Origin of the sequence: Tardiphaga sp. P9-11 (assembly GCF_008329525.1) — a bacterium.
Lineage (GTDB): Bacteria > Pseudomonadota > Alphaproteobacteria > Rhizobiales > Xanthobacteraceae > Tardiphaga.
Genome location: NZ_NPKQ01000003.1, coordinates 33737 through 58013, shown reverse-complemented (window position 1 = coordinate 58013; position 24277 = coordinate 33737). Strand labels below are relative to the sequence as shown.

Sequence of the window (24277 nt, the reverse complement as noted above, 5' to 3'; positions counted from 1 at the left end):
ACATAGGGTGGGACCAATGTCTCCAAGTGCGGAAAAGAGCAATCAGACCAAGAGGGCAGAGGCGGCGCATCCATTGCGCTCCATTTCCTATGGCGATCCCGCGGTCACCATCGAGCGCCACGATAACGGCACCATCTATCTACGGCCGACCAATGTCATCGGCGACTATCCGGAACGCGTTACCGATTATCTGCATCACTGGGCTAGAGAGACGCCGGATCGCGTTTTCATGGCCGAGCGCGCGGAAGGCGGCGGCTGGCGTGAAGTCACATACGCGCAGATGTTGGATACGGCGCGCCACATCGCTTCAGCGCTGCTGGCGCGGGGGTTGTCGGCCGACAAGCCCATCGTCATTCTCTCGGGCAATTCCGTCGATCACGCGCTGATCGCCTTCGGCGCGCTCTATGCTGGCATTCCCTATGCGCCGGTATCGCCGGCCTATTCGCTGGTGTCGAAGGATTATGGCAAGCTCGGCTATCTCATGAAGCTGCTGACGCCGGGGCTGATCTTCGTCGACGACGGCGACGTGTTCGCGGATGCGGTCCGCTTTAATGTCCCGGCCGATGTCGAAGTCGTCGTGTCCCGCGGCATGCTGCCGGATCGCGGTGTGACAAGGCTCTCCGAGCTTCTGACGACGCAGGAGGCAGCCAATCTCGACGCTGCGAACGCTGCGATCGGTCCTGACTCGATCGCCAAGTTTTTGCTGACTTCGGGCTCGACAGGTAATCCGAAGGCTGTGATCAACACACAGCGCATGATGTGCGCCAACCAGATCATGCTGCGTGACACGCTGGCTTTCCTGAAGGACGAGCCGCCTGTCATCATCGACTGGCTGCCGTGGAATCATACGTTTGGCGGCAATCACAATATAGGGCTGACGCTGTTCAATGGCGGCTCTATGTATCTCGATGAGGGTAAGCCGACGCCGGCGGGCATCGAGCAGACCATCCGCAATCTTCGCGAGATCTCGCCGACCGTCTATTTCAACGTTCCCAAGGGCTACGAGTCCCTGCTGCCCTATTTGCGCGAGGACGGCGAACTCCGCCAGAAATTTTTTGCGCGGCTGCACGCGATGTTCTTCTCGGGCGCGGCGCTGTCGGCCTATGTCTGGGACAGTCTCGACGAACTATCAGTACAGACCACGGGTGTGCGCGTGCCGATGCTGACGGGTCTTGGCGCCACCGAGACCTCGCCCTTCTTCATGTGCGTCAATCCCGTGACGAGTCGGTCCGGCCATGTCGGTCTCCCGGTGCCGGGCAACGATGCCAAGCTGGTGCCGAACAACGGCAAGATGGAAGTGCGCGCCAAGGGGCCGAACATCACGCCGGGCTATTGGCGCGAGCCGGAACTGACCGCGAAGGCGTTCGACGAGGAAGGCTATTACATTTTCGGCGATGCGCTGAAAGCAGTTGATCCCGATAATCTTTCTGCAGGCTTTGATTTCGACGGTCGCATCTCCGAGGACTTCAAGCTCGGCAGCGGCACCTGGGTCAGTGTTGGCCCGCTGCGCGCACGCTTCGTCGGCACTTGCGCGCCGCTGGTGCGCGATGTGGTGATCACGGGCATCAACCGCGACGAACTCGCGGCTTTGGTGATCCTCGATCTCGATGGCTGCCGTACCGTCAATCCCGATCTGCCGGCAGGCGATTTCGCCGCTGCGGCCAATGATCCGATCGTCCGCGACGCGTTCCGTGAGCGCCTCGGACGCTTCATGGCAGGCGCCACTGGCTCCTCGACACGCATCGCGAGGGCCGTGCTGCTCGAAACGCCGTTGTCGATCGATCGCGGCGAGGTCACGGATAAGGGCTCGGTCAATCAGCGCGCTGTGCTGGAGCATCGCGCGGTGTTGATCGATAACATCTATGGGAATCCAGAAGCTGCGAAGGTGATTGCGATCTGATTGAAAGCCGCCAGCGAGGGGCAAAGAAATCGAAGTACGGGAGGACACTATGCAACTGAAGAACCAATCCGCCATCGTCACCGGCGGCGCATCCGGCCTCGGCGCGGCAACCGCCCGCAAGCTCGCGGCGCAAGGCGCGAAGGTCGCACTGCTCGATCTCAACACGACACTCGCCGAGGCTGTCGCCAAGGAAATCGGCGGCGTCGCCATTTCCTGCGACGTCTCCGACGCCGCCTCCGCTGAAGCCGCGGTTGCAGCCGCCGCCAAGGCGCACGGCCCGGCGCGCGTGCTGGTGAATTGCGCCGGCATCGGCGTTGCCAAGCGCGTGATCGGTCGCGATGGTCCTATGGCGCTCGGCGATTTCGACAAGGTGATCCGCGTCAACCTGATCGGCTCGTTCAATATGATCCGCTTGGCAACGGACCCGATGTCCAAACTGGAGCCGCTGGAGACCGGCGAGCGCGGCGTTGTGATCTCGACGGCCTCGGTGGCGGCCTATGACGGTCAGATCGGCCAGTCCGCCTATTCTGCCTCCAAGGGCGGCATCGTCGGCATGACACTGCCCATCGCCCGCGAAATGGCCCAGTTCGGCATTCGCGTGCTGACCATCGCGCCGGGCCTGTTCATGACGCCGCTTTTGGCCGGCCTGCCGCAGGAGGCGCAGGACAGTCTCGCTGCGGCGATCCCGTTCCCGCGCCGGCTCGGCCATGCCGACGAGTTCGCGTCTCTCGCACTGCACATGATCGACAATCCATATCTGAACGGCGAGGTCGTCAGGCTCGACGCATCGCTGCGCATGGCGCCCCGTTAAGCCTGCGGCAAACGATCAGTGCGCCAGCCCTTTACCGGTACGGGCGCACTGACCTAAAGAAGGGGCTGATAAGCCAGCCGAACTTTGATTTAGCTGACACATAAAAATAACCTGGAGGGAGAGACCCATGACCAAGCATCACTTGGCGATCGCGGCCGTTGCCGCCTCGCTGGCATTCGCCGCACCGGCTTTTGCCCAGACGTCCGACGTCACCATCGGCATTACCACGTCAACGACGGGCCCGGCGGCCGCGCTGGGCATCCCCGAGCGCAATGCGCTCGAATTCGTGCCGAAGGAAATCGGTGGAGTCCCGCTCAAGATCATCGTGCTCGACGATGGCGGCGATCCGACCACCGCGACCACCAACGCCCGCCGCTTCGTCACCGAATCCAAAGCCGACATCATCCTGGGCTCGGCGGTTACGCCAACCAGCATTGCTGTGTCCAACGTGGCCAACGAAGCCGGTATCCCGCATTTCGCCCTGTCGCCGCTGCCGATTACGCCTGAACGTGCCAAGTGGTCCGTGGCCATGCCACAGCCCGTGCCGATCGTCGGCAAGGTGATGTACGACCACATGAAGTCGAAGGGCATCAAGACCATCGGCTATATCGGTTATTCCGACAGCTACGGCGATCTGTGGTTCAACGATCTCAAGACCCAGGCGGTGCCGATGGGTATCAATATTGTGGCGGAAGAGCGCTTTGCCCGCCCAGATACGTCGGTCACCGGCCAGGTGCTGAAACTGATCGCTGCCAACCCTGACGCGATCCTGGTCGGCGCTTCCGGCACCGCGGCAGCACTTCCGCAGACCGAACTGCGCGACAAGGGCTACAAGGGCCTGATCTATCAGACCCACGGCGCCGCCTCGATGGACTTCATCCGCATCGCCGGCAAGGCGGCCGAGGGCGTGCTGATGGCCTCCGGCCCGGTGATGTATCCGGAAGGCCAGGCGGACACGGCACTGACCAAGAAGCCCGGTATGGCGCTCAACAGCGCCTATGAAGCCAAATATGGCCCCAACAGCCGCAGCCAGTTCGCAGGCCACTCCTACGACGCCTTCGAAGTGCTGAAGCGGGTGATCCCGACGGCGCTGAAGACCGCCAAGCCCGGCACACCCGAGTTCCGCGAGGCGATCCGCCAGGCGTTGCTGACGGAGAGGGAAATTGCCGCCTCGCAGGGCGTCTATAACTTCACGGAAAAAGATCGGTATGGCCTCGATGAGCGTTCGCGCATCTTGCTGACGGTGAAAGACGGCAAATACGTTCTCGCCCAGTGATGCGCTTCTGACGGGGATCCTGGGCATTTCGTGCCCTTTGCTTCCCCGGCATTTTCCGATACCAAAACCGGCCTCTGCCCAGAGGCCGGTTTTTTCGTGCTGCGCGAGCCTTCGTGCGGTCACAACCTGCGCAACGATGGTCGGCAATGCCGCTGCTGTCGGCGCAGTTCGCAGTCACAAGAGTTCAGAGAAACAAACCACATGTCCAAGCTTCATCTGGCGATCGCGGCCGTTGCCGCCTCGCTGGCCATCGCCGTCCCGGCGAAGGCCCAGTCCTCCGACATCACCATCGGCATCAGCATCTCCACCACGGGCCCCGCCGCCGCGCTGGGCGTGCCTGAGCGCAACGCGCTGGAATTCGTGCCCAAGGAGATCGGCGGCGTGCCGCTGAAGCTGATCGTGCTCGACGATGGCGGCGATCCGTCCATCGCCACCACCAATGCGCGCCGCTTCGTGTCGGAGTCCAAGGCCGACATCATGGTCGGTTCGTCGATCGTGCCGTCTTCGGTCGCCATGTCGGCGGTCGCCAATGAAGCCGGTGTGCCGCATTTCAGCCTGTCGCCGATGCCGTTCACGCCGGCGCGCGTGAAATGGTCGGTGGACATGCCGCAGCCGGTCGAGATTGTCGGCAAGGTCATGTACGACCACATGAAGGCCCATGGCGTCAAAACCATCGGTTATGTCGGCTATTCGGATTCCTATGGCGACCTGTGGTTCAACGACCTCAAGGCCCAGACATCGGCGATGGGCATGTCCATCGTCGACGACGAGCGTTTCGCACGTCCGGATACGTCGATTACCGGTCAGGCGCTGAAGCTGATCGCCGCCAATCCCGATGCGATTCTGATCGGCGCCGCCGGCACGGGCGCCGGCATGCCACAGTCCGAACTGCGCGACCGCGGCTACAAGGGGTTGATCTATCAGACCCATGGCGCTGCCTCGAGTGACTTCATCCGTATCGCCGGCAAATCCGCCGAAGGCGTGCTGATGGCTGCGGGCCCCGTGATGTATCCGGAAGGCCAGCCGGATACGGCGCAGACCAAGAAGCCCGGCCTCGAACTCAACACTGCCTATGAAGCCAAGTATGGCGCCAATAGCCGCAGCCAGTTCGCCGGTCACGCCTATGACGTATTCGAAGTGCTCAAGCGCGTGGTGCCTGTGGCGCTGAAGACCGCCAAGCCCGGCACGCCGGAATTCCGCGACGCCATCCGCCAGGCGTTGATGTCTGAGAAGGAAATCGCCGCGACCCAGGGCGTCTACAACTACACCGAAAAAGACCGCAACGGCGTCGACGACCGCTCGCGGATCCTGCTGACGGTAAAGGACGGCAAATACGTTCCGGCGAAGTAAGCCGGAGCGTACGAGCTCAAACGAAAGCCGGCTGTCGCGAGACAACCGGCTTTTTCACGTGATCGCGATCAGATCGCGCTCTCACCCTCGTGCTGAAACCCGAGATAGCTCGCAACCACGCGCTGGTTGCTGGCGATGTCGCTGGCGGCGCCATCCAGGATGAATTCGCCGAGTTCCATCACATAAGCGCGGTCGGCGATCTTCAATGCGGCCTGCGCATTCTGCTCGACCAGCAGCACCGAGACGCCGGCGGCTTTCAGTTCGCTGACGATGCGGAAAATGTCGGCGACGATGATCGGGGCCAGGCCGAGGCTCGGCTCGTCGAGCATCAGAAGTTTCGGCGCGCCCATCAGCGCGCGGCCCATGGCGAGCATCTGCTGTTCGCCGCCGGAGAGCGTGCCAGCGAGCTGCTCGCGACGCTCCTTGAGGCGCGGAAACAAATTGTAGACGTGCTCGAACGAACGAGCGGCCGTAGCCTTGTCGATGCGGAACGCGCCGAGCAACAGATTGTCTTCCACATTCATCGTAGCGAATAATTCGCGATGCTCGGGGACGAGGCTCAAGCCCGCGGCGACGCGGTCCTCGATGTCGATCCTGGAGACGTCCTGCCCGGCAAAGCTTACGCCGCCTTTCAGCGGCAGGATGCCCATCACGGCATTGAGCAATGTGGTCTTGCCGGCGCCGTTGGCGCCGATGATGGTGACGATCTCGTCGGTGCGGACTTCGAGATTGACCGCGCGCACGGCCTCGACCTTGCCATAAGCGACATGTGCGTCGGTGACTTGCAACAACGCGCTGTTTTGAGCCTTCATGCCACCACTCCCAGATAGGCCTTGATGACGTCGGGGTTGGTCTTGATGTCGGCCGGCGTGCCCTCGGCGATCTTGGTCCCGAAATCGAGCACCACGATGCGGTTGGCGAGCTTCATCACGAAGCCCATATCGTGTTCGACCAGCAGCACCGACATGCCGCCATCGCGTAACTGCCGCAGCAGCGATGCGAGCTGCTGCTTCTCCATATGGCGCAGGCCGGCGGCAGGTTCATCCAGCAGCAGCAACATCGGATCGACGCAGAGTGCGCGCGCGATCTCGACGATGCGCTGCTGGCCAAGCGACAGGCTGCCTGCGAGCTGGTTCATCTGGTCGCCAAGACCGACACGTTCGATCTGCTTGGCGGCTTCCGCGAGCAGCTTCGCTTCGTCGGCGCGGTCAAGCCTCAGCATGCTGGCGATGGCGCCCGAACGTCCGCGCAGATGCGCGCCGAGAGCGACGTTTTCCAGCACGGTCATATCGGGTACCAGCTTCACATGCTGGAAGGTACGGGCAATGCCGAGCTTGACGATCTCCTGCGGCGGCGCGCCAGAGACGCTCTTGCCGAGGACCGCGACCTTGCCGGCGGTCGCAGTCAGCACGCCGGTGATGAGATTGAATGTCGTGCTCTTGCCGGCGCCGTTGGGGCCGATCAGCGCCACGATCTCGCGCGCTTGCACAGTGAACGACACGTCATTGACGGCAATGACGCCGCCGAACTGCTTGCGGGCCTTCTCTATCTGCAACAATACGCCGGTGTCGGGATGGCTGCCGCTGCGGGCAGGGAGAGCATCGGCCGGCGCCGGGCGCCTGCGGCTGTCGCCGGCCGGTAGCCATGCCGTCAGCCACGGCCACATGCCGGTCGGCGCTAGCTGCAGCAGCGCAACGAGCAGGATGCCGAATACGATGGTTTCGAGCTGGCCGCCGCCGCCGAAGATCAGCGGCAGATAGCTCTGCAGCACTTCCTTCAGGATCACGACCACGGCCGCGCCGAGGACGCCGCCCCAGACATAACCGGCACCGCCGACTACTGCGATGAACAGATATTCGATGCCGAGATGCGGCCCGAATGGCGTCGGGTTCGCGGCGCGCTGGAAATGCGCATAGAGCCAGCCGGACAGACCGGCGAGCACGGCGGCGTAGATGAAGACCATCAGCTTCGCGCGCGCAGTCTGCACGCCGAATGCTTCAGCAGCGACGTGGCCGCGACGCAGCGCGCGGATGGCACGACCGGTACGAGAGTCCAGCAGGTTCATGGACAGCAGCGCGCAGACGATGACCGCGATCCAGATCACGAAATAGATCGAGCCCGGATCGAGCATCTTCCAACTGCCGATCGACAGCGGTGGAATGCCCGAGATACCGTCGTTACGGCCGAGGAATTCGAGCTTACTGAATAGATAGAAGAGACTGATGCCCCAGGCGATAGTACCGAGCGGCAGATAATGGCCCGACAGGCGCATGGTGATGATGCCGAGGAACACCGCAGCGAGGCCCGAGACGATCAGCGACATTGGCAGCGTCAGCCACGGTGACATGCCGTAGGCGGTCGTCAGATAGGCGGTCGTATAAGCGCCGAAGCCGCAGAACGCCGCCTGGCCGAACGAGGTCAGACCGCCGACACCAGTGAGCAGCACGAGGCCCATGGCGACGAGTGCGGCGAGGCCGATATTGTCCAAGAGCACGATCCAGAACGGCGGCACGCCCGGTATGAACGGGATTGCGGCCATCACCAGCGCGAAGACGAGAATGGGAAGGATACGCGACGTCATGGCGCTCAATCCTTCTCTTCTTCGACGGCGGGGGCGGCGAGCGAACGCAGCACCAGCACCGGAAGGATCAGTGTGAAGACGATGACTTCCTTGTAGTTGCTTGCATAGAACGACGAGAACGCCTCGACGCAGCCGACCAGGATCGCTGCGGTGGCGGTGAGCGGATAGCTGACGAGGCCGCCGATGATGGCAGCGATGAAGCCCTTCAGGCCGATCAGGAAGCCGGTGTCGTAATAGAGCGTGGTGATCGGCACGATCAGGATGCCCGAGATTGCGCCGATGACCGAGGCCAGCAGGAACGCGATCTGGCCCGACAGCGACGTGCGGATGCCGACGAGACGGGCACCGAGGCGGTTCACCGCCGTGGCGCGCAGCGCCTTGCCATAGAGCGTATAGCCGAAGAACAGCCAGAGGCCGATGATCAGCGCGATGGTGATGCCATAGACGGCGATGCTCTGGCCGGTGAAGCGTAATGCGCCGATGGTGATGGCGTCAGACGAGATCGCAGGTCCCCGCTGGCCTTCAGCCCCGAAGAAGACGAGGCCGAAACCCTGCAACGCCAGATGGCAGCCGACCGACGCGATCAGCAGCACCAGCACCGAGGTGTGGGCGATTGGCTGGAACGCGATGCGATAGAGATAAAGGCCGATGGCGGCAACGATCAGCAACGACAGCACGATGTTGAGGGCGATATTCCCCGGCCGTCCACCCAGCGCCCACATCACGCCCCAGATCGCCAGCGGGAAGACGATATTGACAGCCACGGAGCGCAGTACGCGCCTGGCATGCAACGCCTTGCGGAAGGTGAAGAGATCGAAGGCGAAGGCGACGACGCCCATGGCGACGGCCAGCTTGATTGTGCCCGGCATCTGGCCGGCCGAGAGACTGGCATAGGTCAGCGCGCCGAAGGTGATGAATTCGCCCTGCGGGATCAGGATGACGCGCGTCACCGCAAAGACCAGCACAAGGGCCAGCCCAAGCAGCGCATAGATCGCGCCGTTGGTGATGCCGTCCTGCAAAAGGAACAGCAAGATCGTTGTATTCAAAGCCGGACGCTCCCCCGCACTGTCTGGCGCCGCGGATACCACAGGCGCAGGACAATCAACAATGGCGGTTGAAACCCGCCGTCTATTTGATATACTTCATAACGATTATTGAACATAATCTCAAGGCCCGTCGCATGTCGACTGGCTATTTCATTCAGGCCGCGGCGATCGCGGAAAGCGAGCGATGACTGTTTCAAAGACGACGTCCCAGTATCAAGCCAAGCAAGTCGCGCCCGGTGGGTTCGACGAGGAGGGCTGTGCGCTGCAGCTCGGCGAACTCTCCGAACTGCTGGGCTATTCGCTGAAACGTGCGCAGTTGAAGGTGTTTGAGGACTTCCTGCGCTGCATGGCGCCGCTGCAGCTGACACCCGCGCAGTTCTCGGTGCTGCTGCTGCTGGACAAAAACCCCGGCCGCAACCAGACCGAGATCGCCAACACGCTCGGCATCCTCCGTCCGAATTTCGTCTCGCTGCTCGACGCGCTGGAAAGCCGCGACTTGCTGACGCGGATGCGCTCACCGAGCGACCGCCGCTCCCATGTGCTGATGCTCACCGACAAAGGCCGCGCCACGCTGACCCGCGCCAAGAAGCTGGTTGCGACGCGGCATGAAGCACGTTTGATCGAGGTGCTGGGTCCTGCGGATCACAAGGCGCTGCTGGGGATGATGGCGAAGATCGCCCGGGAGTTTTAGCTGTCATTCCGGGGCGCGATCTCGGCATTGCCGAGAGCGCGAGCCCGGAAGCCCGGTATGATATGGCACTACTGGATTCCCCGCCACTCCAAGTGGAGTTGCTGAGGTTCGCGACCGCCAAGTGGCCTTCGCGCCCCGGAATGACAGCTTGTGATCAACCCACCAGAATTACCCTGACATCGTTCACATTGGTCAGCGTCGGCCCGGTCTGCAGTAGATCGCCCGTCGCCGTGAAGAACGTCGTTGCGTCGTTATTCGCCAGCGTCGCCTTCGCATCCAGCTTCTGCGCACGCATCGCCTCGAATGTGCGCGCGTCCACGATTGCACCGGCGGGATCGCTGGCGCTGCCGGCGCCGCCATCGGCGCCGTCAGTGTCGCCTGCGAGTGCAACGATCCCCGTCGTGTCCTTGAACGCCTCGACCAGCGCCAGCGCATATTCCTGGTTCGGGCCGCCGCGGCCAGTGCCAACGACCGTGACCGTCAGCTCCCCACCCGATAGGATCGCCAGCTTCTTGCCATCGGCTTTGGCTTTCAATGCGAGCTTCGCGTGGTCGGCGGCGACATCGCGGGCTTCGCCTTCGAGATCGGCGCCGAGATCGATGATCTCGTAGCCGGCATCCTTCGCTACCTTGATCGCGGCATCGAGTGACTCCCGCGGGCGTGCGATCAGCTCGAAACGCGCGCGCGCGAAAGCCGGATCGTTCGGTTTGACGCTTTCATTGGCCTCGTCGCTGAGCGCGGCGCGGACAGCATCGTCGATGGCGAGATTGAATTTTGCAATGATAGCGCGGGCATCAGACAGCGTGGTCATATCCGGAACCGTCGGTCCTGACGCGATCACCGCAGGATCGTCATGTGGCACATCGGAAATCGCCAGCGTGACGATCTCCGCCTTCTGGCCCGCGCGGGCGAGGCGGCCGCCTTTGATGCGCGAGAGGTGCTTGCGCACGGTGTTGATCTCGCCGATGACGGCGCCGGAGCGCAGCAGCGCGCGGTTGAGCTGTTGCTTCTGCTGGAAGGTGATGCCCGCTACGGGCGCGGTCCAGTTGGCCGAGCCGCCGCCGGAAATCAGCACCAGCAGGAGGTCGTCAGCAGTGGCCTCTGCCGCGAGCTTGAGACTGTCGTCAGCGCCTTTGAGCCCGGCTTCGTCGGGCACGGGATGGCCGGCCTCGACTACACGGATGCGCCTGGTGGGCACGCCATGGCCATGGCGTGTGGTAGCGATGCCGATCAGGCGCGCGGGATCGAGCTTCAGTGTATCGAGATAATGCGCCTCGGCGGCGGCGGCCATGGCCGCGGCGCCTTTGCCGGCGGCGAGGCAGATGATGCGGCCCTTCGGCGGCGCCGGCAGGTGGGCGCCAAGGATGACATCGGGATGGGCCGCAGCAACTGCGGCATCGAAAATTGCGCGGAGCAGGGGGCGTTTATCGGTCATGCCCGGGGTTATGCCGCTCTATGGCAGGGACGGCAAGATGGCTGCCCTTCTTGCCCTCTCCCTTAGGCGCAGCGCAGCTGCGCTATGTGGGGGAGGGTGGATCGAACACGCGAAGCGGGGTCGAGAGGAGAGCAACGGACCCCCGGGGCTTCCCCTCTCCCGTAAGGGGAGAGGGGAAGAAATTGCATCGCTTAACCGCCGCTGCCGCCCGTGCCGAGTTCACCCGTCAGCACGTCGCCGAACAGTTTCCAGTTCTCGCCTTCGAAGCGCATCAGCTGCATCTGCTCGATCGGCGAGAAATCGGTCGGCGAGGTGTTGACCTTGACGCCCGGCAGCAGTGTCGACTGCTGGACGTCCTTCAGGTTCGCCGCCTGCTTCATCACGTTGGCGCGGGTGAGGTCGTCACCGCACTGCTTGAGCAAGATCGCCATAGTCTCGGCGATATTGTAGCCGGACATCAGCGACGAATCCGACGGGTTGCCGTCCGGCACGTATTTGGCGAGGAATTCGCGATAGGCCTTGATGCCTGGATCGTCCTTCCACTGCGGGTCGGTGGCGTCCTTGGAGTAGTGCGCGGAGAGCAAGCCCTGCGCGTTCTCGAAGCCTGCGGGACGCAGCACCTGACCGATCGAGACGCTGACTCCCGGCACGATCATGGTAGGCTTCCAGCCCAGCTCGGCAATCTTCTTGATGGTCTGCGCGGCAAACTTGGGCGTCGCGAAAATGACGACTACGTCGGGATTGAGCGACTTCATCTTGACGATGTGGGAGTCCACGGTGGGTTCGGTGAGCTCATAGCTCTCCTCGATGACGATGGACGAAGCCTTCTCGCCGAGGCCGTCCTTGACGCCCTTCAGGTAGTCCTTGCCGAAGTCGTCGTTCTGATAGAGCACACCAATCTTAGCACCGGCCTTTTCCTTCAGCAGGTACTTGGCATAGATGCGGCCTTCGCTCTGGTAGCTGGGCAGCCAGCCCATGGTCCACGGAAAATTCTTCGGATCGGCCCACTTCGTGGCGCCGGTGGCCAGGAAGAGCTGCGGCACCTTCTTGGCGTTGAGATATTTCTGGATCGCGGTGTTGGACGGTGTGCCCAATGCCGAGAACATCAACAGCACTTCGTCGGATTCAACGAGTTTGCGGGTCTGCTCGACAGCCTTCGGTGGCGAATAGGCGTCGTCATAGGAGATGTAGTTGATCATGCGGCCGTTGATGCCGCCTTTGTCGTTGATCATCTTGAAATAGCCGGCCTGCGCCTTGCCGACGGCACCATAGGCCGAGGCCGGTCCGCTATAGGGCACGATGTTGCCGAGCTTGATTTCGGTGTCGCTGGCGCCGGTGTCATATTTCTTCTGGGCGAGAACGGTGGAGTTGGAGGCGGCGAGCAACATGGCGGCGGCCGAGAGCGACAACAGCCGCGCGGTCGTGGCAGACATTTGAGTTCCTTCCCTTGCGTGCAAGGCATGATTTTCTTGTTCTGCAGGCCTTGTGCGCCTGCGAGATAATCATACCGCGATTGCTCAGTGGCTCAAATGGAAAGAGCCGAAAAACGCAGTGAGGCCTGCGTCACGTCTGACGCAGGCCTCACGCATTTTCCGTTTCGTGGAATGTGGGTGGCTAGCCGCCGACATCAGCGCTAATGATGTCGCCGAACAATTCCCACTTCTCACCCTTGAAACGCTGCAGCTGCAGCTGGCTGATCGGCGCGAAATCCGTGGCGGATGTGTTGATCTTGATGCCCGGCAGCAGGATCTCGGTGCGATAGTCCTTCAGGCTGGCGGCCTGCTTCATGACGTTTTCGCGGGTAAGATTATCGCCGCACATCTGCAGTACTTTCACCAGCGTCTGTGCCGCGCCGTAGCCGACGATAACATTGTTGTCGAGCTTGTTGCCGTCCGGGAAGTCCTTGGTCATGAATGCAAGAAACGTCTTCATGCCTTCGTCGTCCTTCCATTGCGGGTCAGACACATCCTTGGCGTAGGCGGCCGAGACAATGTCCTGGCCGTTCTCGAAACCGGCGGGCTTCATCACGCTGCCGACGGAAGCGGACACGTTGTTGAGGAAGTGCAGCGGTTTCCAGCCGACCTCGGCGATTTTCTTGATCGCCTGCGCGGCGAATTTCGGCGTGGTGATGTTGATGAAGACGTCGGCATTGGTCGCCTTCAGCTTCACGATATGGCTGTCGATGGTCGGCTCGGAAGTTTCATAGCTGTCCTCGATCACGATCATCGAGGCTGCCTTGGCGCCGAGGCCGTCCTTGAGTCCTTTGAGATAGTCCTTGCCGTAATCGTCGTTCTGATAGAGCACTGCGATCTTCGAGTTCGGCTTCTCCTTCAACAAATATTTCGCATAGATCTGGGTTTCGCTCTGGTAGCTAGGCTGCCAGCCCATGGTCCAGGGGAAGTCCTTCGGATCGTTCCACTTGGTGGCGCCGGTAGCGACGAACAGTTGCGGCACCTTCTTGCTGTTCATGTATTTGTGGATCGCTGAATTCGGCGGCGTGCCTAGCGGGTTGAAGACCAGCAGGACCTCATCAGACTCCACCAGCTTGCGCGCCTGCTCCACTGTTTTCGGCGGTGAATAGGCATCGTCATAGCTGATGAAATTGATCTTGCGGCCGTTGATGCCGCCTTCGGCGTTGATCTTCTTGAAATAGGCCTCTTCGGTCTTGCCGATGACGCCGTAAGCGGAGGCCGGTCCACTATAGGGCATGATATTGCCGATCTTGATTTCTGTATCGGTCGCGCCGGGATCATATTTTTTCTGCGCGAGCGCGCCGGTTGCGGAGGCGGCAAGTAAACCCAAGATAGCCGGAAACGCGGCCAGACGCAGATGCATTGCGGGCATTTCTGATCTCCCTGATCAATTGTGATGTGTTACATTTTTTGAATCGGAGCTCTGCGGCTCCTGAGGATATTCAACACCCGTGTGAAGGTCGCAGCAAGAAAAAGCCCCCGCGACATGCTCGCGAGGGCGGTATATTCGTGTTCGCTGATGCAGCAGAGCTGTTGGCGCAGCAAAGCTATTGTGTCGCGACGTCCCCGCTGATGATCTCGCCGAAGCGCTCCCACTTGTTGCCGGTGAAGCGTTGCATCTGCAGTTGCGAGATAGGCGCGAAATCGGTGGCCGAGGTGCTGATCGTAATGCCGGGCAGCAGCGTGTCCGGCGTAAAGTCCTTCAGGCTCGCAGCCTGCTTCATCAGATTGGCGCGCGTAAGGTCGTCGCCGCACATCTGCAGCACCTTCACCAGCGTCTGCGCCACGCCGTATCCGTAAACGAGGCTGCTGTCGGAGCGGTTGGCGTCGGGCATGTATTTGTCGAGGAACGTCGCCCATTTCTTCATACCCGGATCGTCCTTCCACTGAACGTCGGTGCCGTCCTTGGTGTAAGAGGCCGACAATACACCCTGCGCATTGTCGAATCCCGCGGGCTGCATCACCGCGCCGACGGAGACGCTGACATTGGCGAGGATCTGCAGTGGTTTCCAGCCGAGCTCGGCCGTTTTCTTGATGGTCTGTGCGGCAAACTTCGGCGTGGCGAAGATGATCAGCACGTCGGGATTAGCGGACTTCAGCTTGACGATATGGGTGTCGATGGTCGGCTCCGCGATCTCATAGCTGTCCTCGATGATGATCATCGAACCCTTCGCACCCAAGCCATCCTTGAGGCCTTTGAGATAGTCCTTGCCGAAATCATCGTTCTGGTAAAGAACGCCGATCCTTGCGTTGGGCTTCTCCTTCATCAGCCATTTGGCATAGATCTGAGCTTCGCTCTGGTAGCTGGGTTGCCAACCTATGGTCCAGGGGAAGTTTTTCGCGTCGTTCCACTTGGTGGCGCCGGTGGCGACGAACAGCTGCGGGACCTTCTTGCCGTTGAGATATTTCTGGATCGCCGTATTGGAGGGCGTGCCGAGCGGGTTGAACACCGCAAGGACTTCATCTGACTCGACCAACTTGCGCACTTGCTCGACGGCTTTCGGTGGCGAATAGGCGTCGTCATAGGAAATGTAGTTGATCTTGCGTCCGTTGATGCCGCCCTGCTCATTGATCATATTGAAATAGGCGGTCTCCGTCTTCCCGATCACGCCATAGGCCGAGGCAGGTCCGCTATACGGAATCATGTTGCCGATCTTGATTTCGGTATCTGTGGCGCCAGTGTCGTATCTTTTCTGGGCGAGGGCGCCGGCTGCACTGGCGGCCAAGAGGGCCAGGGCAGCGGGCAGTGCAGCCAGCCGCATGGATCGTGCGAGCATCATTGATCTCCGTGATCGTTTCTTCCCAAGTTTTTTTGGAGTTCTGCGACTCCTGACTGCATTGAATACCCCTCACAGGCCGACCACAAGAAAAGGCCCCTGCGACTAAATCGCAGGAGCTCTGTTGCTTCAGTGGTGCAATGCGAAATGCCGCGGCACTATTCCGGCGTAGGTGTATCGGCGCTGATCACATCGCCGAACAGTTCCCACTTGTCGCCCTTGAAGTGGATCATGCGCAATTGCGCGATCGGGGCGTAGTCTGTGGCCGAGGTATTGAGGGTAATGCCGGGCAGTAGCGTGTCGGGCACGAAGTCCTTCAGGCTTGCGGCCTGTTTCATCACATTGGCGCGGGTGAGGTCATCGCCGCACATCTGCAGCACCTTCACCAGCGTCTGTGCCGCCCCGTAGCCGTACAACAGGCTGTTGTCGGAGCGATCGGAGCCGGGCATGTATTTGTCGACGAAGGCCGCCCACTTCTTCATGCCGGGATCGTCCTTCCACTGCGGGTCAAGGCCATCCTTGCGATAATCGGCGGACAACACGCCCTGGGCATTATCGAAGCCTGCCGGCTGCAGGACCGCGCCGACCGAGATGCTGACATTGCTGACCAGATGAAGCGGCTTCCAGCCAAGTTCGCCGATCTTGCGGATCGTCTGGGCGGCAATCTTCGGCGTAACGAAGGATACCACCACGTCCGGGTTCAGCGACTTGATCTTGACGATGTGGGAATCCACCGTCGGTTCGGAGATCTCGTAGCTCTCTTCGGTGACGATCATCGAGGCCTTGGTGCCGAGCGCCTCACGAAACCCTTTCTGATAGTCCTTGCCGAAGTCGTCGTTCTGGTAAAGCACCGCGATCTTGGCGTCGGGCTTCTCCTTCATCAGGTATTTGGCATAGATCTGTGCTTCGACCTGATAGCTGGGCTGCCAGCCCATGGTCCAGGGAAAGTGCTTCGGATCGTTCCACTTGCTGGCGCCGGTGGCAACGAAGAGCTGCGGTACTTTCTTGGCGTTGAGATACTTCTGGAATGCCGTGTTTGACGGTGTACCTAGCGAGTTGAACACGACGAGGACTTCGTCGGACTCCACCAGCTTGCGCACCTGCTCCACCGCCTTGGGCGGCGAATAGCCGTCGTCATAGCTGATGAAGTTGATCTTGCGGCCGTTGATGCCGCCTTGATCGTTGATCATGTTGAAATAGGCGGCTTCGGTCTTGCCGATCAGTCCGTAGGACGAGGCAGGGCCGCTATACGGCATGATGTTGCCGATCTTGATTTCGGTGTCTGTGGCGCCGGGATCATATCTCTTCTGGGCCAGCGCGCTGCCCGAGGCGGCGATGCTGAAGGCCGCGGCAACCGACAAAGCCAGTGCACGCGATGGAATCGAAGGCATTTCAGAACTCCCCTGATTTTTATTCGTCTTGTTTTACGGGCCTTTGCGGCTCCGGCCGGATTGAACACCGTTCGCGTGTATGCGGCAACAAAAAGCCCTTCGCGATAACACCGCGAAGGGCTGCTTTATTGGGCAATGGATATGCCGCCTGCCGGCATAATTCAGCGGCTGATCTCGCCCGAGATCACCGGGCCGAACAGCTCCCATTTGTCACCCTTGAAGCGCATCATCTGCAGCTGTTCGATCGGATAAAAATCGGTGGCGGAGGTATTGAGCTTGACGCCCGGCAGCATCGTGTCCGGCGCGAAATCCTTCAGGCTTGCCGCCTGTTTCATGATGTTTTCGCGAGTCAGGTTGTCGCCGGCCTGTTGCAGCACCTGCACCATGGTCTGGGCGGTACCGTAACCATAGACCACGGAGATATCGTTGCGGCGGGCGTCGGGTGCGTATTTGGCGAGGAACGCGTAGAAGCGCTGCATGCCGGGGTCATTGTCCCACTGCGGGTCGGAGCCGTCTTTGGCGTAGTAAGCCGACAGGATACCTTGCGAGATCTCCTGTCCCGCAGGTTTCAGCACCGAACTGATCGATGCGCTGGCATAGCCCTGGATGTAGAGCGGCTTCCAGCCGAGTTCAGAGACCTTGCGGATACTCTGTACCGCTGACTTCGGCGTGGTAACGCTGATGAAGGTGTCGGCGCCTGAGGCCTTCAGGTTGATGATGTGGCTGTCGACGATCGGCTCGGTCACCTCATAGCTCTCTGCGGCGACCAGCATCGCCGCAGCCTTGTCGCCGAGCCCGTCCTTCAAACCCTTCAGCACGTCCTTGCCGAGATCGTCATTCTGATAGAGCACAGCGATCTTCGCGTTGGGTTTTTCCGTCAGCAGATATTTCGCATAGATGCGGCCTTCGCTCTCATAAGGCGGCTGCCACGCCATGGTCCATGGGAAAGCCCGGTGGTTGCCAAAATAGGTCGCGCCGGCTGCGACGAACAGCTGTGGCACCTTTTTGATGTTGAGATATTTCTGGATCGCTGCATTCGACGGCGTGCCCAGCGGATTGAAGATCACCAGCACCTCGTCCGATTCCACCAGCTTGCGCGCTTGTTCTACGGCTTTGGACGGATTATAGGCGTCATCATAGCTGATGAAGTTGATCTTGCGGCCGTTGATGCCGCCCTGATCGTTGATCATGCGGAAATAGGCGGCCTCGATGATGCCCGCGATGCCATAGGCCGAAGCCGGCCCGCTATAGGGCATGATGTTGCCGATCTTGATCTCGGTGTCGGATGCGCCGGGATCGTATTGCTTTTGCGCGAAGGCATGGCCAGCGCAAGCGAGGCTCAATGCGGCGGCAAGCGAGATGGTTCGTGGTCGAAAGGCGGGCATTCCGGATTGGTCCTCGCAGTCATCAGTCGCGAGGCGTTGATGGCATGTGCATCAATAAAAATCCCCCGCGATGTGAGCGCGAGGGGCACTTTCTGTGTGGCGGAAAGATGGTGGCGGTTCCTTCGCCCGGTTGCGGGAAGAAGTCGGCGCGCTGCTGACACGGTCATACCAATTCGCACAAAAAAAGCGGCCACCGAAGTGACCGCTTGTCTTGCGTCAATTGTCGGATCGACCTAACCGCCCGATCCGCCGATGACTGCCCGGACGGTATCGTCCGGACCGAAGTCTTCCGCGCCATCAACATAAAGCAGGGCACTGAGCTTCGAACGCGCGCGGTTCACGCGGCTCTTGATGGTACCGACGGCGCAGCCGCAGATCGTGGCGGCGTCTTCGTAGGAGAAGCCGGAGGCGCCGACCAGAATAAGGGCTTCGCGCTGATCCTGCGGAAGCTTTTCGAGCGCCGCGCGAAACTCCTCGAACTCCAGATGGGCGTTCTGCGCCGGCTGGGTCTTCAGAGTCTTGGCATAGCTGCCATCGGCATCCTCAACCTCGCGCCGCCGCTTGCGATAGTCCGAGCGGAACAGATTGCGTAGAATGGTGAACAACCACGCAGGCAGATTCGAGCCGACCTGGAAAGAGTCGATATTGGCGAGGGCGCGCAACAGCGTTTCCTGGACGAGGTCATCGGCACGGTCGCCGTTGCCGGAGAGCGAGATCGCGAAGGCGCGCAGACTAGGCACCGACGCCAGAATGTCGTCGCGGAGTGAGTCTGTGAGAGGCATTATTCCCCTCCTTCATTTTTGCCAGGATCGCCAGCGATCTGGGCTTGAGCCTCAGCCCCGTCCAGCTTGCGGATCAGCTCCGCAAATCGATCCGGGACGCCCTGTCGCACGACATCGTCGTACATGGCGCGCAACTGATGCCCGATCCGTGACTGGATTTCGGCGTTTAATCCGCCCTTTGGCTTCACATCTTTCATGACCCGTTCCACATTCCCCAGAAGATACGCCCCCTGGAATTTGAGAAATTTTCTTGATTTTTGAAGCCTTTGCGGCGTCTGTTGGCGATCTAATGCAGAGAGCCGCCGAAAGTTCCGATCAGATGGAACTTTTGTCCGGCTGGGGCGTAATCACGCATATCGAGGGAGCCGGGTTGTATTCGGGTACCCTTCGACTTTGACTTCGAACAGGATGGAGTGGGGATGTCCCGATCACAGCTCGTAGCTGAACACTTACCGCTGTTGCGGCGCTATGCCCGTGCCCTCACGGGTAACCAAGCCTCGGGCGACGCCTATGTGGGCGCCATGCTGGAAGCGCTGCTGCAGGACCAGTCGCTTCTAGACGAGCAGCATGGACCCCGTGCCGGCCTGTTTCGCCTTTTTACCCAGATTTGGAATTCGGTCGCGCTGAACGACAATCCGGATGTGGCGCCGTTGCAGGCTGCGTCCGAGAAGCGCATTTCCAACATCACCCCGCTGCCGCGGCAAGCATTCCTGCTGCTGTCGCTCGAAGGCTTCTCGGAAGAGGAAGTCGCCTTCGTCCTCGACGCTGATGTGGCGGAAGTGCGTACGCTGGCCGACACGGCCGGCCGAGAAATGGCCGCCGAGATCGCCACGGACGTTCTCATCATTGAGGACGAGACCTTCATCGCGATGGACCTCGAAAGTCTCGTGAAGAATCTCGGTCATAACGTCATCGGTGTGGCACGCACTCACGCGGATGCTGTGGCGCTCGCCAAGAACAAGAAGCCCGGGCTTATTCTCGCGGATATTCAGCTCGCCGATGGCAGCTCGGGTCTCGACGCGGTCAATGAGCTGTTGCGCATTTTCGAAGTGCCGGTGGTCTTTATCACCGCCTATCCGGAGCGCTTCCTGACTGGCGAACGTCCGGAGCCGGCCTTCCTGATCTCGAAGCCGTTCCAGCCCGCGATGGTCTCGGCCGTTGCCAGCCAGGCGCTGTTCTTCCAGCGCAATTCGAAGAACAAGACGGCCAAGGCGTCCTGATTTCATTCTATCGATGCGATTGCAGCGGCCGGGCCCACGCCCGGCCGTTTTTGTTTGGGCGATGCGGCGCGGTGAATGATAACTGCCCAATAAGTCCGCTGTCCTTGCGCAAACTATCGGCGAGCGGCGGGAAGGGGGCGGCACTATTGTGTTGAAGCAGCGATCAATGCCGATATCATCTCTCGATAGGCGGCAAATTGCCACGTCCCGCAGGGCTCATAGGTTCTGACGGGGTGGCGGGGCTGCGTGACCCTTCTGGTCGAACCGGTGCGCATGAACTCAACTGCCGACGCTGAACCTCACATTTATCAATCCAACGTGACGCGTCCCATCGCGGTCGATGTCAGCAAGGTATCGCTCACTTTCGATACGACGGACGGCAAGGTCGAAGCCCTATCCAATGTCGATCTGCAAATCGGCGGCGGGGAGTTCGTCTCCTTCATCGGTCCCTCCGGCTGCGGCAAGACCACGCTGCTACGCGTGATCGCCGATCTGCAGCAGCCAAGCTCAGGCGCCGTCACCGTCAACGGGATGAGCGCGGAGCAGGCGCGGCTCGGGCGCAACTACGGCTATGTGTTTCAGGCGCCGGCGCTTTTTCCCTGGCGCAGCATTGAAGCCAATCTCAAACTGCCGCTGGAGCTGATGGGTTTCTCGCCGACCGAACAGAAGCAACGTGCTGCGCGTTATCTCGACCTCGTCAACCTCACGGGCTTCGAACGCAAGTTTCCCTGGCAACTCTCGGGCGGCATGCAGCAGCGGGTGTCGATCGCGCGCGCGCTGTCGTTCGATCCCGAGTTGCTGCTGATGGACGAGCCGTTCGGCGCGCTGGATGAGATCGTGCGCGATCATCTCAACGAGCAACTGCTGCAGCTCTGGGCCAAGACGCGCAAGACCGTGCTGTTCGTGACGCATTCGATTCCGGAAGCGGTGTTTCTCTCCACCAAGATCGTGGTGATGTCGCCGCGGCCAGGCCGTATTACTGATATCATCGACTGCAATTTCCCGCGTGACCGTACGCTGGAAATTCGCGAGACACCGGAATTCATGGCGATCGCGCAGCGCGTGCGCACAGGGCTGCGCGCCGGGCATTCCTATGACGAGTAGTACGGTAGATACGATGCCGGTCGCGCGTACGGCATGGTGCACGCATCCGCTGGTCAAGCGTAGCGCGCCGGTGGTGACCATTGTCACGGTTCTGATCGTCGTTTGGTACATTGGTGCCGTGCTGATGAACCTGTCGCTTGTGCGCGGCGGCTTCGAGCGCGAGGAAGCGCCTTACACGATGATGGAATTGCTGGAAGGCACCATGAGCGCGGAGCGGCCGCTGCTGCCGGCGCCGCATCAGGTGGTCGGTGCTTTCATCGAGAGCGTGTTCGGCTATCCGCCGACGGCGCCGCGCAGCCTCGTCTATCATGCCATGGTGACACTGTCCGCGACATTGCTCGGCTTTGGACTTGGCGCATTGCTCGGCATCGTGCTGGCGCTGGCCATCGTGCACAGTCGCGTGCTGGAGCGCAGCCTGATGCCGTGGATCATCTGTTCGCAGATGGTGCCCATCCTGGCGCTGGCGCCGATCTTCATCGTGGTGCTCGGCGCCATCGGCTTGCAGGGCTTGCTGCCGAAGTCGATCATCTCGGCCTATCTGAGTTTCTTCCCGATCACGATAGGCATGGTGAAGGGGTTCACCTCGCCGGATCCGATGCAGATGGATCTGATGCGGACATGGTCGGCGACATCCAGGCAGGTGTTGTCGAAACTGCGCTGGCCATCGGCGGTGCCGTATCTCTTTGCCAGCCTCAAGGTCGCCATCACCATTTCGCTGATTGGCGCCATCGTCGCCGAATTGCCGACCGGCGCCGAAGCTGGCATTGGCGCGCGCCTGCTGGCCGGCTCCTATTACGGCCAGACCATCCAGATCTGGTCGGCGCTGGTTGCCGCCGCCGTACTGGCGTCCGGCCTGATTGCGATCGTCAGCTATGTCGAACGCAAGGTGGGGCGGCGGATGGGAGCGCGGACATGAACCGTCGCCAGATACGCCTCGGCTTCATCATGTCGGCGGTGTGCGTGCTGATCACGCTGATGCTGCCGCTGCCGCTGGCCGGCACGCCTGTCGCAGCGCTGATGGCGCGGCCACTGACGTTCCTGCTGACCGGCGTGATCGTATTGTTATTCGGTTTCGCCGCCGGCTTTCGCGGTCTCTCGGCCATCGTGATCGGCTTCATCGGCGCAGGCATCATGGCAGAGATGACGCTGATGCTGCTCCGCGATCCCCTGATTGCCGGCGATGCCGCGTCGGGCTTCTGGATGGTGGTCATTGGCGTCTGGCTGGCGTCATGGATCTGCGTCGTTGCGCTGGCCGGGCTGAAGCCACGCAGCAGCGCCTTCCGCAAGGCCATCGATCTCGCGATTCCGCTGCTGTTCGGCGCGGCGGTGTTCTATCTCTGGGAGGTCGTGGTGCGTGGCGCCGGCGTGCCGCCGGCGCTGTTGCCGTCGCCGAGTGCTGCCGCTGCGAAATTCATGGCGTCGCTGCCGATGCTGGGCGCGGATTTCGTGCAGACCTTCATCCGCGGCGTGCTGATCGGCTATGCCATCGGCTGCTCGGCAGGACTGCTGGTCGCCATCCTCGCGCATCGCTTCGAGTTCCTTGGCCGGGGGCTGCTGCCGCTCGGCAACTTCTTCTCGGCGTTGCCGCTGGTCGGCGTCGCGCCCATCATGGTGATGTGGTTCGGCTTCGACTGGCCGTCGAAGGCCGCCGTGGTGGCGCTGGTGACATTCTTCCCGATGCTGGTGAATGCGCTGGCTGGCCTGCAGGCGGCCGGCGATATTGAACGTGACCTGATGCGCTCCTATGGCGCAAGCTATGCCCAGACTCTCATCAAGTTGTATCTCCCCGCTGCTCTACCTTTCATCTTCAACGCATTGAAGATCAATGCCACACTGGCCTTGATAGGTGCCATCGTTGCGGAGTTCTTCGGCACGCCGACGCAAGGCATCGGCTTCCGGATTTCGACGGAAGCCGGGCGCATGGCGCTGGATATGGTGTGGGCGGAGATCGCGCTCGCGGCGATCGCGGGAATGGTTTTCTATGGGCTGGTTGCGCTGGCCGAGCGCGCAATGACGTTTTGGCATCCATCCATGCGAGCCTAAGTCGGCAGGTTCGCCAGTTCCGGAGTTGGGCATGAAGAAGATCATGGCACTTGGCGCGGCGATGACCCTGTCGCTCGGCTCCGCGCAGGCGGCGGACAAGGTCACCGTCCAGCTCAAATGGGTCGCGCAGGCCCAGTTCGCCGGCTACTTCGTGGCCAAGGAGAAGGGCTTCTACAAGGACGCCGGACTCGACGTGACCATCAAGCCGGGCGGTCCCGACGTCGCGCCGCCGCAGGTCATCGCCGGTGGCGGTGCCGATGTGGTGGTGGACTGGATGCCGTCGGCGCTGGCGTCGCGCGAGAAGGGCGTGCCGCTGGTCAATATCTCACAGACCTTCAAGAAGTCCGGGCTTGAACTCACCTGCCGCGCCGAAACCGGCATCAAGAAGCCGACAGACCTGAAGGGTAAGGTCACGGGTGTCTGGTATGGCGGCAACGAATATCCGTTCCTGTCCTGGATGTCGAAGCTCGGCTACAAGACCGACGGCTCGCCGGCCGGCGTCAAGATCATCAAGCAGGGCTTCAATGTCGATCCGCTGCTGCAGAAGCAGGCCGATTGCGTGTCGACCATGGCCTATAACGAATACTGGCAGGTGATCGATGGCGGCTACAAGCCGAGCCAGCTCACCGTGTTCAAATACGAGGACGAGGGGGTCGCCACGCTGGAGGATGGTCTTTGGGTGCTCGACAAGAATCTCAAGGATCCCACCTTCGTCGCCAAGATGGCGAAGTTCGTGAAGGCGTCGATGAAGGGCTGGGACTATGCCAAGGTCAATCCCGACGAAGCGGTGAAGATCATCCTCGCCGGTGATTCCACTGGCGCGAAAACGGCGAAAGATCAGAAGCGGATGATGACCGAGGTCAGCAAGCTGCTCGGCGATGCGAATGGCAAGCTCGACGTCAAGGATTACGACCGCACGGTCGCAACACTGATGTCGGGCGGATCGGACCCGGTGATCACCAAGAAGCCCGAAGGCGCTTACAGCTTCGCAGTCTATGATGCGATGAAATAAT

The 24277-nt window shown here is 61.2% G+C and carries 21 protein-coding genes; 10 read left to right on the top strand and 11 right to left on the bottom strand.

The window, feature by feature from the left end:
- Window positions 1-16 precede the first annotated feature (16 nt).
- The 4 genes from CIW50_RS12980 (at window position 17) to CIW50_RS12965 (ending at window position 5337) form a co-directional block, all read left to right on the top strand.
- Entirely contained in the window at window positions 17-1900 is a 1884-nt protein-coding gene (locus CIW50_RS12980; RefSeq protein ID WP_149531674.1) for a feruloyl-CoA synthase, read from the top strand.
- 49 nt (window positions 1901-1949) lie between these two features.
- Window positions 1950-2711 carry an SDR family NAD(P)-dependent oxidoreductase gene (locus CIW50_RS12975; protein ID WP_149531673.1) on the top strand — a complete coding sequence of 254 codons (762 nt, stop codon included), beginning with the start codon at window positions 1950-1952 and terminating at the stop codon, window positions 2709-2711.
- A 127-nt stretch (window positions 2712-2838) separates the two neighbouring features.
- Window positions 2839-3987, top strand: coding sequence for an ABC transporter substrate-binding protein (locus tag CIW50_RS12970; RefSeq protein WP_149531672.1), 1149 nt, complete (start codon window positions 2839-2841; stop codon window positions 3985-3987).
- A 201-nt stretch (window positions 3988-4188) separates the two neighbouring features.
- Complete coding sequence (locus CIW50_RS12965) at window positions 4189-5337, top strand: ABC transporter substrate-binding protein (RefSeq protein ID WP_149531671.1); 1149 nt, start codon at window positions 4189-4191, stop codon at window positions 5335-5337.
- Window positions 5338-5405: 68 nt separating this feature from the next.
- On the opposite strand, the gene CIW50_RS12960 is transcribed toward CIW50_RS12965, so the two are convergent.
- The 3 genes from CIW50_RS12960 to CIW50_RS12950 are packed head-to-tail and all read right to left on the bottom strand — an operon-like array spanning window position 5406 to window position 8964.
- Window positions 5406-6149, bottom strand: coding sequence for an ABC transporter ATP-binding protein (locus CIW50_RS12960; RefSeq protein ID WP_149531670.1), 744 nt, complete (start codon window positions 6147-6149; stop codon window positions 5406-5408).
- Window positions 6146-7918, bottom strand: coding sequence for a branched-chain amino acid ABC transporter ATP-binding protein/permease (locus CIW50_RS12955; protein WP_149531669.1), 1773 nt, complete (start codon window positions 7916-7918; stop codon window positions 6146-6148). Before CIW50_RS12955 ends, CIW50_RS12960 begins: the two co-directional genes overlap by 4 nt.
- Before the next feature lie 5 nt (window positions 7919-7923).
- Window positions 7924-8964, bottom strand: a complete 1041-nt coding sequence (locus CIW50_RS12950) for a branched-chain amino acid ABC transporter permease (RefSeq protein ID WP_172980312.1) — start codon at window positions 8962-8964, stop codon at window positions 7924-7926.
- A gap of 184 nt (window positions 8965-9148) precedes the next feature.
- On the opposite strand from CIW50_RS12950, the gene CIW50_RS12945 reads away from it, so the two are divergent.
- Window positions 9149-9655, top strand: coding sequence for a MarR family winged helix-turn-helix transcriptional regulator (locus CIW50_RS12945; RefSeq protein WP_149531668.1), 507 nt, complete (start codon window positions 9149-9151; stop codon window positions 9653-9655).
- A gap of 154 nt (window positions 9656-9809) precedes the next feature.
- On the opposite strand, the gene CIW50_RS12940 is transcribed toward CIW50_RS12945, so the two are convergent.
- The 8 genes from CIW50_RS12940 to CIW50_RS12905 all read right to left on the bottom strand — a co-directional run bounded on the left by CIW50_RS12940 (window position 9810) and on the right by CIW50_RS12905 (window position 19094).
- Window positions 9810-11090, bottom strand: coding sequence for a glycerate kinase type-2 family protein (locus CIW50_RS12940; RefSeq protein ID WP_149531667.1), 1281 nt, complete (start codon window positions 11088-11090; stop codon window positions 9810-9812).
- Window positions 11091-11281: 191 nt separating this feature from the next.
- Window positions 11282-12523, bottom strand: a complete 1242-nt coding sequence (locus CIW50_RS12935; RefSeq protein WP_149531666.1) for an ABC transporter substrate-binding protein — start codon at window positions 12521-12523, stop codon at window positions 11282-11284.
- Window positions 12524-12704: 181 nt separating this feature from the next.
- Window positions 12705-13934 (bottom strand): ABC transporter substrate-binding protein, encoded by a 1230-nt coding sequence (locus CIW50_RS12930; RefSeq protein WP_149531665.1) that lies wholly within the window; start codon window positions 13932-13934, stop codon window positions 12705-12707.
- Window positions 13935-14109: 175 nt separating this feature from the next.
- Window positions 14110-15342 carry an ABC transporter substrate-binding protein gene (locus CIW50_RS12925; RefSeq protein ID WP_149531664.1) on the bottom strand — a complete coding sequence of 411 codons (1233 nt, stop codon included), beginning with the start codon at window positions 15340-15342 and terminating at the stop codon, window positions 14110-14112.
- Between the two features lie 155 nt (window positions 15343-15497).
- A complete protein-coding gene (locus tag CIW50_RS12920; RefSeq protein WP_149531663.1) occupies window positions 15498-16730 on the bottom strand; it encodes an ABC transporter substrate-binding protein in 1233 nt (410 codons plus the stop codon).
- A gap of 161 nt (window positions 16731-16891) precedes the next feature.
- Window positions 16892-18115, bottom strand: coding sequence for an ABC transporter substrate-binding protein (locus tag CIW50_RS12915; RefSeq protein WP_149531662.1), 1224 nt, complete (start codon window positions 18113-18115; stop codon window positions 16892-16894).
- Between the two features lie 233 nt (window positions 18116-18348).
- Window positions 18349-18897 (bottom strand): sigma-70 family RNA polymerase sigma factor, encoded by a 549-nt coding sequence (locus tag CIW50_RS12910; RefSeq protein ID WP_068735058.1) that lies wholly within the window; start codon window positions 18895-18897, stop codon window positions 18349-18351.
- Window positions 18897-19094, bottom strand: a complete 198-nt coding sequence (locus CIW50_RS12905; RefSeq protein WP_068735402.1) for a NepR family anti-sigma factor — start codon at window positions 19092-19094, stop codon at window positions 18897-18899. Before CIW50_RS12905 ends, CIW50_RS12910 begins: the two co-directional genes overlap by 1 nt.
- 222 nt (window positions 19095-19316) lie before the next feature.
- Between CIW50_RS12905 and CIW50_RS12900 the strand changes: the two genes are divergently transcribed.
- From CIW50_RS12900 to CIW50_RS12880, 5 genes are all read left to right on the top strand, one after another.
- On the top strand, window positions 19317-20117 hold the full coding sequence (locus tag CIW50_RS12900) for a response regulator (protein ID WP_149531661.1): 801 nt from the start codon (window positions 19317-19319) through the stop codon (window positions 20115-20117).
- A gap of 273 nt (window positions 20118-20390) precedes the next feature.
- Window positions 20391-21221, top strand: coding sequence for an ABC transporter ATP-binding protein (locus CIW50_RS12895; RefSeq protein ID WP_149532074.1), 831 nt, complete (start codon window positions 20391-20393; stop codon window positions 21219-21221).
- A 13-nt stretch (window positions 21222-21234) separates the two neighbouring features.
- Window positions 21235-22137, top strand: a complete 903-nt coding sequence (locus CIW50_RS12890) for an ABC transporter permease (protein WP_149532073.1) — start codon at window positions 21235-21237, stop codon at window positions 22135-22137.
- Window positions 22134-23264, top strand: a complete 1131-nt coding sequence (locus tag CIW50_RS12885) for an ABC transporter permease (RefSeq protein WP_502707483.1) — start codon at window positions 22134-22136, stop codon at window positions 23262-23264. Before CIW50_RS12890 ends, CIW50_RS12885 begins: the two co-directional genes overlap by 4 nt.
- A 31-nt stretch (window positions 23265-23295) precedes the next feature.
- Window positions 23296-24276 (top strand): ABC transporter substrate-binding protein, encoded by a 981-nt coding sequence (locus CIW50_RS12880; protein WP_149531660.1) that lies wholly within the window; start codon window positions 23296-23298, stop codon window positions 24274-24276.
- Window position 24277 lies beyond the last annotated feature (1 nt).

Bases quoted from the DNA above. Each gene is read 5' to 3' on its own strand.
- CIW50_RS12960 (WP_149531670.1), bottom strand. From the start codon at position 6,149: ATGAAGGCTCAAAACAGCGCGTTGTTGCAAGTCACCGACGCACATGTC.
- CIW50_RS12945 (WP_149531668.1), top strand. From the start codon at position 9,149: ATGACTGTTTCAAAGACGACGTCCCAGTATCAAGCCAAGCAAGTCGCG.
- CIW50_RS12885 (WP_502707483.1), top strand. From the start codon at position 22,134: ATGAACCGTCGCCAGATACGCCTCGGCTTCATCATGTCGGCGGTGTGC.
- CIW50_RS12955 (WP_149531669.1), bottom strand. From the start codon at position 7,918: ATGACGTCGCGTATCCTTCCCATTCTCGTCTTCGCGCTGGTGATGGCC.
- CIW50_RS12920 (WP_149531663.1), bottom strand. From the start codon at position 16,730: ATGCCTTCGATTCCATCGCGTGCACTGGCTTTGTCGGTTGCCGCGGCC.
- CIW50_RS12965 (WP_149531671.1), top strand. From the start codon at position 4,189: ATGTCCAAGCTTCATCTGGCGATCGCGGCCGTTGCCGCCTCGCTGGCC.
- CIW50_RS12890 (WP_149532073.1), top strand. From the start codon at position 21,235: ATGCCGGTCGCGCGTACGGCATGGTGCACGCATCCGCTGGTCAAGCGT.
- CIW50_RS12935 (WP_149531666.1), bottom strand. From the start codon at position 12,523: ATGTCTGCCACGACCGCGCGGCTGTTGTCGCTCTCGGCCGCCGCCATG.
- CIW50_RS12900 (WP_149531661.1), top strand. From the start codon at position 19,317: ATGTCCCGATCACAGCTCGTAGCTGAACACTTACCGCTGTTGCGGCGC.
- CIW50_RS12910 (WP_068735058.1), bottom strand. From the start codon at position 18,897: ATGCCTCTCACAGACTCACTCCGCGACGACATTCTGGCGTCGGTGCCT.
- CIW50_RS12905 (WP_068735402.1), bottom strand. From the start codon at position 19,094: ATGAAAGATGTGAAGCCAAAGGGCGGATTAAACGCCGAAATCCAGTCA.
- CIW50_RS12880 (WP_149531660.1), top strand. From the start codon at position 23,296: ATGAAGAAGATCATGGCACTTGGCGCGGCGATGACCCTGTCGCTCGGC.
- CIW50_RS12940 (WP_149531667.1), bottom strand. From the start codon at position 11,090: ATGACCGATAAACGCCCCCTGCTCCGCGCAATTTTCGATGCCGCAGTT.
- CIW50_RS12975 (WP_149531673.1), top strand. From the start codon at position 1,950: ATGCAACTGAAGAACCAATCCGCCATCGTCACCGGCGGCGCATCCGGC.
- CIW50_RS12970 (WP_149531672.1), top strand. From the start codon at position 2,839: ATGACCAAGCATCACTTGGCGATCGCGGCCGTTGCCGCCTCGCTGGCA.
- CIW50_RS12915 (WP_149531662.1), bottom strand. From the start codon at position 18,115: ATGCCCGCCTTTCGACCACGAACCATCTCGCTTGCCGCCGCATTGAGC.
- CIW50_RS12980 (WP_149531674.1), top strand. From the start codon at position 17: ATGTCTCCAAGTGCGGAAAAGAGCAATCAGACCAAGAGGGCAGAGGCG.
- CIW50_RS12895 (WP_149532074.1), top strand. From the start codon at position 20,391: ATGAACTCAACTGCCGACGCTGAACCTCACATTTATCAATCCAACGTG.
- CIW50_RS12930 (WP_149531665.1), bottom strand. From the start codon at position 13,934: ATGCCCGCAATGCATCTGCGTCTGGCCGCGTTTCCGGCTATCTTGGGT.
- CIW50_RS12925 (WP_149531664.1), bottom strand. From the start codon at position 15,342: ATGATGCTCGCACGATCCATGCGGCTGGCTGCACTGCCCGCTGCCCTG.